Source organism: Pseudomonas sp. MONT-RG-20F-20-E-7-02, from assembly GCF_022662395.1.
Lineage (GTDB): Bacteria > Pseudomonadota > Gammaproteobacteria > Pseudomonadales > Pseudomonadaceae > Aquipseudomonas.
In genome coordinates this window covers 21,000-36,325 of record NZ_JAKNQN010000010.1, presented here as the reverse complement: position 1 = coordinate 36,325, position 15,326 = coordinate 21,000, and the positions used below count along the sequence as shown (strand labels likewise).

General features: G+C 60.2%; 10 protein-coding genes. 5 read left to right on the top strand and 5 right to left on the bottom strand.

Going from position 1 to position 15,326, the window contains the following annotated elements; translation table 11 throughout:
- Positions 1–12: 12 nt before the first annotated feature.
- A complete protein-coding gene (ccoG, locus tag L8I05_RS24755; protein WP_242172036.1) occupies positions 13–1,422 on the bottom strand; it encodes a cytochrome c oxidase accessory protein CcoG in 1,410 nt (469 codons plus the stop codon).
- 184 nt (positions 1,423–1,606) lie between these two features.
- Complete coding sequence (locus L8I05_RS24750) at positions 1,607–1,846, bottom strand: DUF3203 family protein (RefSeq protein ID WP_242172033.1); 240 nt, start codon at positions 1,844–1,846, stop codon at positions 1,607–1,609.
- Between the two features lie 122 nt (positions 1,847–1,968).
- On the opposite strand from L8I05_RS24750, the gene L8I05_RS24745 reads away from it, so the two are divergent.
- Positions 1,969–2,481 carry an MgtC/SapB family protein gene (locus tag L8I05_RS24745; protein ID WP_242172031.1) on the top strand — a complete coding sequence of 171 codons (513 nt, stop codon included), beginning with the start codon at positions 1,969–1,971 and terminating at the stop codon, positions 2,479–2,481.
- Here the strand turns inward: L8I05_RS24745 and L8I05_RS24740 are convergent.
- Both L8I05_RS24740 and L8I05_RS24735 read right to left on the bottom strand, forming a co-directional pair.
- Positions 2,470–3,486: a M10 family metallopeptidase C-terminal domain-containing protein gene (locus tag L8I05_RS24740; RefSeq protein WP_242172024.1), complete on the bottom strand. Its 1,017-nt coding sequence runs from the start codon at positions 3,484–3,486 to the stop codon at positions 2,470–2,472. The genes L8I05_RS24745 and L8I05_RS24740 overlap by 12 nt on opposite strands.
- Before the next feature lie 220 nt (positions 3,487–3,706).
- The gene (locus L8I05_RS24735) at positions 3,707–3,865 is read right to left on the bottom strand and encodes a hypothetical protein (RefSeq protein WP_174245633.1); all 159 of its coding nucleotides are present in this window, start codon (positions 3,863–3,865) and stop codon (positions 3,707–3,709) included.
- A 204-nt stretch (positions 3,866–4,069) separates the two neighbouring features.
- Here L8I05_RS24735 and L8I05_RS24730 point away from each other — a divergent pair, with 204 nt between their 5' ends.
- The 4 genes from L8I05_RS24730 (at position 4,070) to L8I05_RS24715 (ending at position 13,030) form a co-directional block, all read left to right on the top strand.
- Positions 4,070–6,058, top strand: a complete 1,989-nt coding sequence (locus L8I05_RS24730) for an alpha-1,4-glucan--maltose-1-phosphate maltosyltransferase (protein WP_242172022.1) — start codon at positions 4,070–4,072, stop codon at positions 6,056–6,058.
- Positions 6,059–6,230: 172 nt separating this feature from the next.
- Positions 6,231–9,578, top strand: a complete 3,348-nt coding sequence (gene treS, locus L8I05_RS24725; RefSeq protein ID WP_242172021.1) for a maltose alpha-D-glucosyltransferase — start codon at positions 6,231–6,233, stop codon at positions 9,576–9,578.
- On the top strand, positions 9,575–11,812 hold the full coding sequence (gene glgB, locus L8I05_RS24720) for a 1,4-alpha-glucan branching protein GlgB (RefSeq protein WP_242172018.1): 2,238 nt from the start codon (positions 9,575–9,577) through the stop codon (positions 11,810–11,812). The genes treS and glgB overlap by 4 nt, the downstream gene beginning before the upstream one ends.
- 51 nt (positions 11,813–11,863) lie before the next feature.
- Positions 11,864–13,030 (top strand): diguanylate cyclase, encoded by a 1,167-nt coding sequence (locus L8I05_RS24715; protein WP_242172016.1) that lies wholly within the window; start codon positions 11,864–11,866, stop codon positions 13,028–13,030.
- A gap of 4 nt (positions 13,031–13,034) precedes the next feature.
- Here L8I05_RS24715 and L8I05_RS24710 read toward each other — a convergent pair whose 3' ends face one another.
- Complete coding sequence (locus L8I05_RS24710; RefSeq protein ID WP_242172015.1) at positions 13,035–15,221, bottom strand: ATP-binding protein; 2,187 nt, start codon at positions 15,219–15,221, stop codon at positions 13,035–13,037.
- Between the last annotated feature and the right edge of the window lie 105 nt (positions 15,222–15,326).

Genomic DNA, 15,326 nt, shown 5'->3' with positions numbered 1-15,326 from the left:
AAATGTGGGAGCTCAGCGGTTCATCGGCGCCACAAAGCGGCTGTCGGCAGCACTGTAGACCCACGGTTCATCCACATCCGTGACCTTGAACCGCAAGGTCTGCGAACTGCTTGCCGGCTTATCGGCCAGCAACGCCACCGACACCGGCACATCGCTGATTTCCCCCGGCGCCAGGCTGATCTCGGTCTTGCCCTGCAACTGGAAACCTTCAGCATCGACCAGCTCCAGGCGGTAGTCCTGACGCTGCTGTGTTTTGTTGATGACCTTGAGGCTGTAGATGTTTTCGATCAAGCCCTGGCTGTTTTCGCGGAACATGCCACGGTCCTTGGTCACGTCCAGCGACACCATCGGCCGACCCACCAGGGCCACCACCAGGGCCGCGATCATCACCAGCAGCACGGCACTGTAGCCGATCAGCCGTGGCCTGAGCAGTTGGGTGCTACCGCCCTGCAGTTGATGTTCGCTGGTATAGCTGACCAGGCCACGGGCATAGCCCATTTTGTCCATGATCGAGTCGCAGGCATCGATGCAGGCTGCGCAGCCGATGCATTCCATTTGCAGGCCGTCTCGGATATCGATGCCGGTGGGGCACACTTGCACGCAGAGCTGGCAGTCGATGCAATCACCCAGTCCGACGTCGGCAGGCTTGGCTTCGCGTTTGCGTGGCCCACGGTTTTCTCCACGCGCGGCGTCGTAGGAAATGGTCAGGGTGTCCTTGTCGAACATCACGCTCTGGAACCGCGCATAGGGGCACATGTGCATGCACACCGCTTCACGCAGCCAACCGGCGTTGAGGTAGGTGGCAGCGGTGAAAAACAGCACCCAGAACAGGCTCACGCCGCCCATTTGCCAGGTCAGCAGCTCCATGGCCAAGGGGCGAACGGGTGTGAAATAGCCGACAAACGTCAGCCCGGTAAGCACGCTGATGCCCAGCCATAACGTATGTTTGGCTGACCGTCGCGTCAGCTTGTTCAGGCTCCAGGGCGCCGCTTGCAACTTGATGCGCTGGTTGCGTTCGCCTTCGGTGACCTTTTCACACCACATGAACAGCCAGGTAAACGAGCTTTGCGGGCAGGTGTAGCCGCACCACACTCGACCTGCGAAGACGGTAACGGCAAACAGGCCGAAGGCGCAGATGATCAGCAGCGCTGACAACAGGATGAAGTCCTGAGGCCAGAACGTCGCACCGAAAATATGGAACTTGCTTTCAGCAAGGTCCCACAGCACCGCTTGGCGCCCACCCCAGTTCAGCCACACAGTGCCGAAAAACGCCAGAAACAGCAGGCCTGCACCGCTCACGCGCAAGGTGCGGAACAGGCCGGTGAAACTGCGGGTATGGATCAGGTTGTCACTGGATTTGGCCTTCACCTTCTTTGGGTGTATGGGCTCAAAGGTTTCCACGGTTGGGATTCTTTCGCTCATGGTCGTTCGCTCATCAGCCTCCATCAGGCAAATGAACTATGAACGCCACACTGTTTGCGTAACAGACTCAGCTACGGCGATAAAAAGCAGATCAGATGGGTTACTCAAACAGGCCTGCGACGATCTGCTGCACCCCGTGGCGTATGGAATGCAGCGGTTTCAATCGAGTGCTGATACAGATCAATCAGATCACCGAATCACTGTCGGTAGCCTTCAAGTGTTTGCGCCCGTCCTCTGCGCCGGCCACTGTCAATGCGTCGGCCTCGGCTTCGGTGATGTAGATCCTGTCGTTATCCACTGTGACAAAAGACATGGCTTTGAGACTGTCGGTACTGACTGTCACATCCGGGGCGGGCAGGCTGCGCTCCTGGCCGTTTTCGTCGACCTTGAAATAGCACGTCTGGTTTTCGATACGGACTGGCATGGTGATTTCCTTTCCCAGAGCTGGTGAACGTTAGGGTTCGGGGCCGGGTCAACGGTTCCAGGCAACTGACTGGCGGTCGCCGCTGTCAACCTTTTACCAACTCTTACAAAGGACTGCTTTCCATGGACGCCTGGTGGCATGAAGTGTGGCAAACCTTGCAAGCCGAATTCGCTGACATCGGCGATGCCAGGCAACTGACACAGATCACCGTGCGCTTGCTGATCGCCGCGATCCTGGGCGGTATTCTCGGGTTTGAGCGCGAGCAAAAAGGCAAGGCGGCGGGTGTACGCACCCATATGCTGGTGGCGTTGGGCGCAGCCCTCTTTGTGCTGGTGCCACAGATGTCCGGCAATCAGGCCGATGCCATGAGTCGCGTGGTGCAGGGCGTCATTGCGGGCATCGGCTTTCTCGGCGCCGGCACTATCCTCAAAGGCAAAGAAGATGAAGAGGGCCATGTCAAAGGTCTGACCACCGCCGCCGGCCTGTGGATGACCGCAGCGATTGGGGTCGCTGCCGGAATGGGCCGTGAATCTACAGCGGTGCTCAGTACGTTGTTGGCCTTGGCGGTATTTAGCGTGATGCCCAGGATTGTCAGAGCATTCGAGGCCACTGATGACCACCGGTCAGACCAGTAAGTCCTTTTCCTTCACTTGGCCGAATATCTTCGCGACCAGCGCGGGCTCCCCTTTGTTGCCGGAAATCACCAGCACAGTGGCATTATTTTCACGTGAGTATTTCAACTGCATTTCACCACTGGCGCCGGATAACTGGTTGACCCAGTGCAGGGGTTTATTGAGTTGCTTACTAATACCGGTGACGTCGATTTTGTCTCGGTCAGAGACGAAATTCCTGATTTCGCAGGGGTGTTCAAGGGTAGATGCCGCGGTATTACTGAAGCTGTAGGTTTTGGAATGCTGTGCGTGGTCAGGTTCGCGGTATATCTCTGGCCTCAAACCTTCAGGATGTGAAAATTGCAGCCCCCCGATCGCTTTATGCACCTCGGTGGCAATGTCGCAAAGGTGGCTACCCTTGGCGTGAAGGTCATTTAGATAGTCTTGAATGCTCGTCAGGCGGGGCTGCTCTTTTCGGGAAAAGTCGCGGACCATTTCAAAGCGACCGCTCTCCGGGGCCATTATCAAACGGGCCTTTAGATCAAACAGTATCGAGTCCACATGTTTGCGGTAGGCTTCGACCTGCTCGTTCGCGACAGGATCGAACGCAGTGATGATCGACTCTTGTTTTAATTGGGTCTCGATCTTGCCAAGGGTCTTTATGCAGGACGCCGCGTTCGGGCCGCTCAACACGCCTTTGATGTTGTCTGCGGTCAACACGCGGTCGATCTTTTCGAAGTGGGCTTTTGACTGCTCGGATTTAGGGTGGCGCATCATGTGGTCGAGCGTTTTAGGGGTTAGCTGGGCACTGAGGTCGTCGAGCTCTGCTTCGATTTTGGCCCGGCTTTCAGGCGTCATCCTCGGCTTATCGGGGCGCATTGGCTCCCTGGCGCTGTTGGGGCCGGACTGGAGCAGGTCGTCCACGGCTTTGGCAGACACGACTTCAGGTGCCGGGGGGCTGACGGGGGAAATAGTGTGGATTGGCGGTGCGTCTGAGCGAGCTTGCGATGGGGTAGAGATGGTCGACATGATGATTCCTCATAGACGGATCGGCTGAACGCTGGGGCCTCGGACTTGGCGTTGAGACCAGCGTAAAGTCAGTATGGGAAGTATCGGGTCTGGTGGAGTTAGGGCTTTCCCTTTTAAGTAAGTGGGAAATTTCGACTATTAACGTCCGCCTGCACGTCTTGGTGCAAGTGCCACCCTTGCACGGATCGAGCAAGCGGACGCCGAACCTACAGCGAATACGTCAGAGGATGACCGGCGGCTCGCTCGTTGGGGGTTCCTGCACGGGCGGCGGCTCATTTTCAGGGGGTTCCTGTTCAGGAATCGGCGGTGGCTGCGCAGGCGGTAATGTCGGGTCGTCGATGTTCGGGTCAGGTGTTTCAGCCGGAATCGGGATATTCATCGGTGTGGCCTCCTTTGTGCTTTGCTCTACCGGTGGACAACCGCCGGGGAGATTTGATTCCCCGCCCAATGGCGGTACATCCACCTGAACTTTTGCACTCACGGCAGGCTCGGACCTATTACGGCCCTGCTCAGGGAGAGCGCTGCCGCCTCAGAATTCGGATCAAGCAAAGAGCGTCCACAGGGCGTAAGGGGAAGATGCTCGATGACTGCTGAAACACTGGCTCCAGACGACTCCACATTACCGCTGTCCCAGGCGTTGCTATTGCCCAGGATCGCTATCGAAAGTACTGCACCGGTGATCGACGGCGGCGAATTTGCCGTCAAGGCGGTGGTTGGCCAACGGGTGACTGTCACCAGCAAGGTGTTTGCCGACGGCCACGACAAGCTGGCCGTGCTGATCCGCTGGCGCCCGCGGCAAGACGAAAGCTGGCACAGCGTGGTCATGGCCGACGTCGGCAATAACGGTTGGGAAGGCGCGTTTACGGTCGATCAGCAAGGCCCCCACGAATACTGCATTGAAGCCTGGATCGATACGTTTGCCAGCTTCTGCTACGAATTGCGTAAAAAGCACGAAGCCGGCGTGCCAGTCAGCCTTGAGTTGCAGGAAGGCCGCAGCCTGGTGCTGCAGGCAGCCGAGCGCAGTGACAATGAGCTGCGTGACCGCTTGATGCTGCTGCACCACGAACTCTCCGGGCTGCTGGAAACCGAGCAGGTCGCACAGTTCCTGCACGAAGACAGTGCGCACTTGATGACCCAGGCCGATCACCGTGCCTACTTGAGCGTCAGCCCCGTCTACCCGATCGATGTGGAGCGTGAGGCTGCGCAGTTCGCTAGCTGGTACGAGCTGTTTCCCCGCTCGATCACCGACGATCCCGCGCGCCACGGCACGTTTAACGATGTGCACTCACGGCTGTCGATGATCCATGACATGGGCTTCGACGTGCTGTATTTCCCGCCGATCCACCCGATTGGCCGCAGCCACCGTAAAGGCAAGAACAATTCCCTGACGGCAGGCCCCGATGATCCTGGCAGCCCGTATGCGATTGGCAGCGAGGAGGGCGGCCACGAGGCCATCCACCCGCAACTGGGCAGCCGCGACGACTTCCGCCGCCTGGTCAAGGCCGCTGCCGACCATGGCCTGGAAATCGCCCTGGACTTTGCGATCCAGTGCTCCCAGGACCACCCGTGGCTCAAAGAGCATCCCGGCTGGTTCAACTGGCGCCCGGACGGCACGATCAAATACGCCGAAAACCCGCCGAAGAAATACCAGGACATCGTCAACGTCGACTTCTATGCCGCCGACTCGATCCCGAGCCTGTGGACTGAGTTGCGCGACATCGTGGTCGGCTGGGTGGAAGAGGGCGTGAAGACCTTTCGCGTCGACAACCCGCACACCAAGCCGCTGCCGTTCTGGCAATGGTTGATCAGTGATGTACGTTCGAAGCACCCCGAGGTGATCTTCCTTGCCGAAGCATTCACCACCCCGGCGATGATGGCGCGCCTGGGCAAGGTCGGTTATTCGCAGAGTTACACCTATTTCACCTGGCGCAACACCAAGGCCGAGCTGAGTGAATACTTCGCGCAGTTGAACGAGTCGCCGTGGCGCGAGTGCTACCGGCCGAACTTCTTCGTCAATACGCCGGATATCAACCCGGGCTTCCTGCATGAGTCGGGTCGCCCAGGCTTCTTGATTCGCGCCGCGTTGGCCACCATGGGCTCGGGCCTGTGGGGCATGTATTCAGGCTTCGAATTGTGCGAAGCCGCGCCGGTGCCGGGCAAGGAAGAGTACCTGGATTCGGAGAAGTACGAGATCCGCCCGCGCGACTTCACGGCGCCGGGCAATATCATTGCCGAAATCGCCCAGCTCAACCGCATTCGCCGGCAGAACCCGGCGCTGCAAACGCACCTGGGCCTGAAGCTCTACAACGCCTGGAATGACAACATTCTGTACTTCGGCAAGCGCAGCGAAGACGGCAGTAACTTCATCCTGGTGGCGGTCAACCTCGATCCGTTCAATGCCCAGGAAGCGAACTTCGAATTGCCGCTGTGGGAAATGGGCTTGCCGGATGATGCCCAGACCCAGGGCGAAGACTTGATGAGCGGCCATCGCTGGACCTGGTACGGCAAGACCCAGTGGACGCGGCTGGAGCCGCACACCCCATTTGGAATCTGGCGAATCACAACATCCTGAGCCCGGCCCGATCTTCAGACCGATGAGGATCCAATGTGGGAGCTGGCTTGCCTGCGATAGCACTGTGTCAGGCGATGCACATGTCACTGGTAGACCGCTATCGCAGGCAAGCCAGCTCCCACAATGACCGTATTCCTTCAGGCGGTTTTTTCAGAATTTTCAGGAGTTTCCAATGGCGAAGAAACCCAAGGCTGCCACCTTTATCAAAGACCCGCTCTGGTACAAGGACGCGGTGATCTACCAGGTTCACGTCAAATCCTATTTCGACTCCAACAACGACGGCATCGGTGACTTTCCCGGGCTGATCGCCAAGCTCGACTACATCGCCGACCTGGGTGTGAACACCATCTGGCTGTTGCCGTTCTACCCCTCGCCACGCCGTGACGACGGCTATGACATCGCCGAATACCGTGGCGTGCACAGCGACTATGGGACCATGGCCGACGCCAAACGCTTTATCGCCGAGGCGCACAAACGCGGGCTGCGGGTGATTACCGAACTGGTGATCAACCACACCTCAGACCAGCACCCCTGGTTCCAGCGTGCACGCAAGGCCAAGCCGGGTTCGGCGGCGCGGGACTTCTACGTCTGGTCCGACGACGAGCAGAAGTACGACGGCACGCGCATCATCTTCCTCGACACCGAAAAGTCCAACTGGACCTGGGACCCGGTCGCCGGCCAGTACTTCTGGCACCGTTTCTACTCCCACCAGCCGGACCTGAATTTCGACAACCCGCAAGTCATGAAAGCGGTGCTGTCGGTGATGCGCTATTGGCTCGACATGGGCATCGACGGCCTGCGCCTGGACGCCATTCCCTACCTGATTGAGCGCGACGGCACCAATAACGAAAACCTGCCGGAAACCCACGACGTCCTTAAACAGATCCGCGCCGAAATCGACGCCCATTACCCGGACCGCATGCTGCTGGCCGAAGCCAACCAGTGGCCGGAAGACACGCAGCTGTATTTTGGGGACAAGAAGGGCGATGACGGCGATGAATGCCATATGGCCTTTCACTTCCCGTTGATGCCACGCATGTACATGGCCCTGGCCCAGGAAGATCGCTTCCCTATCACCGATATTTTGCGCCAGACCCCGGAGATACCCGCCAATTGCCAATGGGCAATCTTCCTGCGCAACCACGATGAACTGACCCTGGAAATGGTCACCGACAAAGAGCGCGACTACCTGTGGAATTACTACGCCGCTGACCGTCGTGCCCGCATCAACCTGGGCATTCGTCGGCGCCTGGCGCCGCTGGTGGAGCGTGACCGCCGCCGCGTCGAGTTGCTCAACAGCCTGCTGCTGTCGATGCCCGGCACGCCGACCTTGTACTACGGCGACGAAATCGGCATGGGCGATAACATCTACTTGGGCGACCGCGACGGCGTGCGCACGCCGATGCAGTGGTCCATCGACCGCAATGGCGGCTTCTCGCGCGCCGACCCGGCCAGCCTGGTATTGCCGCCGATCATGGACCCGCTTTACGGCTACCAGTCGGTCAACGTTGAAACCCAGGCCCAGGACCCGCATTCGCTGCTCAACTGGACGCGGCGCATGCTCGCGGTGCGTAAGCAGTCCAAGGCCTTTGGCCGTGGCAGCTTGAAGATGCTTTCGCCGAGCAACCGCCGCATCTTGGCCTACACCCGTGAATTCACCGGCGAAGACGGGCGCACGGAAATCATCCTGTGCGTGGCCAACGTGTCGCGCAGTGCCCAGGCGGCTGAGCTGGACCTGTCGGCCTTCGCCGGCATGGTGCCGGTGGAAATGCTCGGCGGTAATGCCTTCCCGCCGATTGGCCAGCTGAATTTCCTGCTGACCCTGGCGCCGTACGGTTTCTATTGGTTCGTGCTGGCGGCGGAAAACCAGATGCCGAGCTGGCATGTGGAACCGGCGCAAAGCATCCCGGACTTCACCACGCTGGTATTGAAAAAACGCATGGAAGAGTTGCTCGAAGAGCCGTGCCGCACCACCCTGGAGCAGACGTCACTGCCGGCCTGGCTGCCCAAGCGGCGTTGGTTCGCTGGCAAGGACGTGGCCATCGACAGCGTGCGCATTGCCTACGGCGTGCGTTTCGGCGACCCACAGCACCCGGTGCTGCTGAGCGAAATTGAGGTCAGCAGCGGCGGCCAGGTCAGTCGTTATCAGCTGCCGTTCGGCTTCCTCGCCGAAGACCAGTTCACCAGCGCCTTGCCGCAGCAACTGGCCCTGGCCCGTGTACGCCGCACGCGTCAGGTGGGGTTGGTGACCGATGCCTTCAGCCTTGAGCACTTTATTCGTGCGGTGATCCACGGCTTGCAAGCCGGCACCGTACTGAACACCCCTGAAGGCGATTTGCGCTTTGAGGCCACGCCGCACCTGGCCAGTTTGCACCTGAGCGATGAGTCGCAGGTTCGCTACCTGTCGGCCGAGCAGTCCAACAGTTCGGTGGTGGTGGGCGAAAGCCTGGTGCTCAAGCTGATCCGTAAAGTCAGCAGCGGTGTGCACCCGGAGCTGGAAATGAGCGCCTACCTGACCGCCGCCGGTTACCCGAACATTTCGCCCTTGCTCGGTTCGATGATTCGTCGCTATGCCCAGGGCGAAGACAACCTGTTGATGATTGCCCAAGGCTACTTGAGCAATCAGGGCGATGCCTGGGCCTGGACACAGAACAGCCTGGAGCGCGCGATTCGCGACGAGCTGGCCGAAGCCATTTCTGAACAGGAACAGCACTACAACGCCCTCGGCGAGTTGCAGGATTTTGCCGGCCTGCTCGGCCAGCGCCTGGGTGAAATGCACGTGGTGCTGGCGGCGAAAACCGCCAATAAAGACTTCAAGCCCGAAGCGACTACCGTCAAGGACACCCAGGCCTGGGCCAAGGATGTCGGCGCGCAGATCGACCGCGCCCTGCAATTGCTCAAACTTCATCAAAGCCAATTGAACCCTGCCGATCAGGCGCTGGTCAGTGAGTTGCTGGCGCAGAAAAAAGCCATCGGCGCTCACGTCCAGGCCCTGGCGAAAGCCACGGCGGGCGGCCTGCGGATCCGCGTCCACGGTGACTTGCACCTGGGCCAGGTACTGGTGGTGAAAGGCGATGCCTACTTGATCGACTTTGAAGGCGAACCGGCGCGTCCGCTGCATGAACGGCGCGGCAAGCACAGCCCGTATAAAGATGTGAGTGGTGTGCTGCGTTCGTTTGATTACGCTGCCGCCATGGCCCTGAATGTGCAAGGCGTGGATCACTCGCCGCAAGCGGACATCGCCCGCAAGCGCGTGACCGACCGTTACTTGAGTGAGGCGCGTGAGGCATTTATCCAGGCTTATCATCAGGCTACGACTACACTGGCGCATGACTGGCAGGATGCCAAAGGCCAGAGCGCCGCGCTGACGTTGTTCAGTTTGGAGAAGGCCGCGTACGAAGTGGCTTACGAAGCGGAAAATCGCCCGACCTGGTTGCCGGTGCCGTTGCAAGGTTTGCACGGCCTGCTCAGTGGGCTAACACCTATATCGAAAACTGCACGCGGTGGGGAGACGTCATGAGCTTTACAAATAAAGAACCGCTGCAACCGAAGTTGACGGCCATGCCGGCGTCCAAGGACGTCGAAGCACTGGTCAGAGCCGAACACCACGACCCGTTCTCGATTCTCGGGCCCCATGATGACGAGCAGGGCGGGCAATTTATCCGCGCGTTCCTGCCTGAAGCCTTGAGTGTGAAGGTCTTGGCCCGCGACAGCGGTGAACAGATTGGCAGCCTCGACGCAACCCAAGTGCCGGGTCTGTTTGTCGGGCATTTCGCCACTCGCCAGGAATACCTGCTGAAGATCCAGTGGGCCGGCGGCGAGCAAATCACCGAAGACCCCTACAGTTTCAGCCAGTTGCTGCTCGGTGAAATGGACCTGTACCTGTTTGCCGAAGGCAATCACCGTGACCTGAGCAGTTGCCTCGGCGCCCAGGTGACCAGCGTCGACGGCGTGCAAGGCGTGCGCTTCGCCGTGTGGGCGCCGAATGCGCGGCGCGTGTCGGTGGTGGGCGATTTCAATATCTGGGATGGCCGCCGTCACCCGATGCGCCTGCGTCACCCGTCCGGCGTGTGGGAGATCTTCATTCCGCGCCTGCAACCGGGCGCAGCCTACAAGTACGAAATTCTCGGCGCCCACGGCATTCTGCCACTTAAGGCCGACCCGATGGCCTTGGCTACTCAGTTGCCGCCCGACACCGCGTCGAAAGTCGCCGCGCCGTTGCAGGTGGATTGGCAAGACCATGAGTGGATGCAGTTGCGCGCCGACAAGCAGAAACCCACGGCACCGCTGTCGATCTATGAGCTGCACGTCGGTTCCTGGCAGTGCGAATTGGACGAAGCCGGTGAAGTGTCACGCCAGTACGGCTGGCGCGAACTGGCTGAGCGTCTGATTCCGTATGTGCAGGAATTGGGCTTCACCCACATCGAACTGATGCCGATCATGGAACACCCGTTCGGCGGTTCCTGGGGCTATCAGGCGCTGTCGCAATTTGCCCCAAGTGCGCGTTTTGGTTCGCCGGAAGATTTCGGCTTTTTCGTCAACGCCCTGCACCAGGCCAATATTGGCGTGATCCTCGACTGGGTGCCGGCGCATTTTCCCACCGACACCCACGGCCTGGCCCAGTTCGACGGCACGGCGCTGTATGAATACGCCAACCCGCTGGAAGGTTTCCATCAGGATTGGGACACGCTGATCTACAACCTGGGTCGCACCGAAGTGCACGGCTTTATGCTGGCCTCGGCGTTGCACTGGCTTAAACACTTCCATATCGACGGTTTGCGTGTGGATGCCGTGGCCTCGATGCTGTACCGCGACTATTCGCGTAAAGCCGGTGAGTGGGTGCCTAACCGCCACGGCGGCCGCGAGAACCTGGAGGCCATCGACTTCCTGCGCCACTTGAACGATGTGGTGGCACTGGAAGCGCCGGGCGCGCTGGTGATCGCCGAAGAGTCGACCGCCTGGCCCGGCGTCAGCCAGAGTACGCAGCAAGGTGGCCTGGGCTTCAATTACAAGTGGAACATGGGCTGGATGCACGACTCGCTGCATTACATCCAGCAAGACCCGGTGTACCGCGCCCATCATCACAACGAGTTGAGTTTCGGCCTGGTGTATGCCTGGTCCGAGCGGTTTATCCTGCCGATTTCCCACGATGAAGTGGTGCACGGCAAGCACTCGCTGATCGACAAGATGCCCGGCGACCGCTGGCAGAAGTTCGCCAACCTGCGCGCTTACCTGAGTTTCATGTGGATGCACCCCGGCAAGAAACTGCTGTTCATGGGCTGCGAATTCGGCCAATGGCGCGAATGGAACCACGACCAGCAGCTGGACTGGTACTTGCTGCAATACCCCGAACACCGGGGCGTGCAGAAGCTGGTTGGTGACCTCAACCGTCTGTACCGCGAGGAACCGGCGCTGCATGAACAGGACGACGCCCCGCAAGGTTTCCAATGGTTGATCGGCGACGATGCGATCAACAGCGTCTACGCTTGGCTACGCTGGAGCAAAGACGGCAAGCCGGTCCTGGTGGTCGCCAACTTCACCCCGGTGCCGCGTGAGGCGTATGCGGTCGGCGTGCCGTTTGCCGGGCGTTGGAGCGAGTTGATCAACAGTGATGCCGACATGTATGCCGGTTCCAACTTCGGCAATGGCGGGGAAGTGTTTACCCAGGATGAGCCGCGTCATGGGCAACCGGTGTCGCTGTCGTTGAACCTGCCGCCGTTGGGCGTGTTGATTCTGCGCCCGGAAACGCTTTAAGGGCTCTAGCATGGCGGATTCTGTTGTCCGCGCTACTGGCAGGGTGCCACAATGGCGCCTTTGTCGTGGCAGTCGAAGCAGGCGTATTTAATGAACGGCCTTGGGCGTGGACAGGAACAGGATTGCTTTATCGAGGAGCAGGTGCGAACGGACCGTTTGCACCAGCTGTTTCGCCAATCGTTCGCCGCCATTTTCGGCAGTTACCTGGGCGCCGTCATGCTCTGCTGGCTGTGCTGGGACCGTTTTGACCACAATGTCATGCTGGTCTGGCTGGTGGTGCTGGCGGTCACATCCCTGCTGCGCGTCAAGATGTTCACCGAGTGGTTTCGCTGCCCTGACAACGAGCGCACGCCCGACCGCTGGGAACGCCGTTACTGGGTCACGCTGATGCTCTCTGCGGGTGTCTGGGGCATTGGCGCCCTGGCGGTCATGCCCCCCGACGATCGTGTATCGCAAGTGCTGGTCATGCTGTTTACCGTCGGCATGTCGGTCAGCGCAGTGTCCTGTTATTCCGCCTATCGCTACATGACCATGGGCTCCATGGCGCTGGTGCTATTGCCGTGCACGCTGTGGTTGCTGTTCCAGCCATCGCCGATGCAAGTGGGCGTGGCGGTGGCGGTGTTGGTGTTTTCGACCTTCGTGGTCAGCGCCACACGCAAATTTTCCGATGCCTTGGAAAAAGCCTTTCGCCTGACCCGGCAAATGGAACGTGCCCACCATATTTCTACCCGCGCCGCGCAGACCGATGAACTCACCGGGCTGATGAATCGCCGCGCATTCTTCGAACATGCCCAGCTGTTGTATGAGCAATGTCGCCATAACCAGCAGCCGCTGTGCGCATTGATGATGGACATGGATCACTTCAAGGACATCAACGACACCTACGGCCACCAGGCCGGCGACCAGGTGTTGCGCCAGATTGGCGGGGTGATCAGTGCGTCGTTTCGCCAGGCCGATGTGTATGGCCGGCTGGGGGGCGAGGAGTTTGCGGTGTTGTTGCCCAATACGTCGCTGGAGACCGCGCGGGGCATCGCCGAGCAACTGGTCAAGGCGATTTCGGGCCTGGCTTCAGCGCCCGTGCAGGGCTTGACCGCCAGCCTCGGCGTGGCCACTACCCGCAGCCTCGACCAGGACCTGCACAGCCTGATGAACACCGCCGACAAGGCGCTGTATCGCGCCAAGGCCATGGGCCGCAATCAAGTGGCGGTGGCGGAATAAAGCCTCAATCCTTGCGCATCGATTTGGCCAACACCTGCGCCACCTGCTCGGCGGAGTAGGGCTTGGGCAGGAATTCAAAGCCGTCGTAACCACTGTCGGCCAGCTCTTCGCTGTAGCCCGACGTCAACACCACCGGCAGATCCGGGCGGCGTTCGCGCAGCAGCTTGGCCATGGCCACGCCGGTCATGCCGGGCATCACCACGTCCGAGAAAATCGCGTCGAATCCCGTAACTGCAGGGCCAGCCAGCGTGAGTGCCTGTTCGGCATGGGTGGCCCAGGTGGTCTGGTAGCCCAGGTCCTGCAGGATCTGATTGGCGAAACGGCCGACTTCCAGGTTGTCTTCGACGATCAGGATATGGCACAGCGAGGTGTCGTGAGCCAGGCTGCGCGCGTCCTGCATCAGGTTGGACGGCATAGCCGCAGCTTCCGCTTCGGGCAAATACAGGGTAAACACGCTGCCGTTGCCAAGGTGGCTGGCCACATCGACGTTGCCGCCCGACTGCTTGGCAAATCCGAACACCTGCGACAAGCCCAGGCCAGTGCCTTTGCCCACAGCCTTGGTGGTAAAGAACGGCTCGAAAATACGCTCCACGGTGCCGTCGTCAATGCCACTGCCGGTATCGGCCAGTGCAATCGCCACAAACGGTTGGCGGGCTTCGGCCTCGCCACGAATGCGTGGCAGCGCCGTCAGCGTGCTCACGCGCAGCGTGAGGGTGCCGCACCCGTCCATGGCATCCCGGGCGTTGAGCGCGATGTTGATCAATGCGGTTTCGAACTGGCTGGGGTCGACGCGCACGTAGCAAGGCTGGTGCGGCAGCTCAATCTGCACATGGATGCGTGCGCCGGTGACGCTTTCGAGCATCTCGCCGATGTTTTTCACCCGCAGGCACACATCGAAGACTTCCGGGTTCAGCGGCTGGCGACGGGCGAAGGCGAGCAGTTGGCTGGTGAGCTTGCTGGCGCGCTCGACCGTGTCCGACACGGCGCCCATGTAGCGTTGGCGCCGCTCTTCGGACAAACCTGGCTGGCGCAAGAAGTCCACCGAGGAGCGAATAATCGTCAGCAGGTTGTTGAAGTCATGGGCCACGCCACCGGTCAACTGGCCAATCGCTTCGAGCTTTTGCGACTGGTGCAGCGCTGCCTCGGCCTGGGTCAAGGCGTGGGTGCGTTCTTCTACCCGCTGTTCCAGCGTCGCATTCAGCTCGGTAATGGCGGCAAGGCCTTCGCGTACGGCAGCGTCGGCGCGCACGCGCTCGATATGCGCCCAGGAGCGCTCGGTGACTTCACCCACCAACGCCAGGTCGTACGGCGACCACAGGCGCGCGGATTTGTGGTGCACGGCCATCAGCGCGGTCAGGCGCCCGTCCTTGATCAGCGGGAAACACACGGTCGCCGTGACGCCCAGGGCCTGGTAGCTGGCCGATTCTTCTGGCGGGAATTCGTCGCGGTTGTCGCGAATCACCAGCGCTTCACCGGCACGCAACTGCTTGACCGCACGGGCGCCGAACGACGCCAGGCTGTAACGCCCGACGATACTTGGCGAGCCGGGCGCGGCCCAGTTGCCGCGAATGGTGAAGCCGTCTTCATCGGCGTCCATATCGGCATAGGCGCAATTGGACACTGACAGGTGCTCGGCCAACAGACGCGTGGTGGTGGTCATGATCGCTTCGGCGTCGGTGGCGTTGGTCACGGCGCTGCCGATGGCATCCAGTACGGCCAGGCGGCGTGCGAGGAACACGGTGGCGGTGGTCTCAGTGACGGTATTGAGCATGCCAACGACCGTGCCTTGAGGGTCGCGCAAAGGGCTGTAGCAAAATGTGAAGTAGGCCTGTTCGGGGCCGTTACCGCGCTCAATCACCAACGGAAAGTTTTCGACGTAGGTCGCATGCCCTTGAAAGGCTGCGTCAGCTATTGGACTGACCTCATCCCAGACCTCACTCCAGGTCTCGCTGAACGGCCGCCCCAATGAATACGGTTTATCGCCAAGAATAGGCACAAATGCATCGTTGTAGAGCGTGATCAAGTGTGGCCCCCAAACAATGGCGTGGGGGAAGCTTGAGGCAAAGCACAGCGCAACGGTGGTCTTGAGTACATCGGGCCACTGCTCAAGCGGGCCCAGGGGTGTACTGGCCCAATCGTGCCGGCGAACCCTTTCAGCCATGTCGCTGCTGCTTTGCAGCCAATTCATCATCGGGTGAACACCTTATTTGCCGCGGCCTCTGAATGCCTGTAAACATCAGCACATCCAGCTACAGACCTGCATGGACGCTGCCAGTTCAGCGCGATTATCCATGAG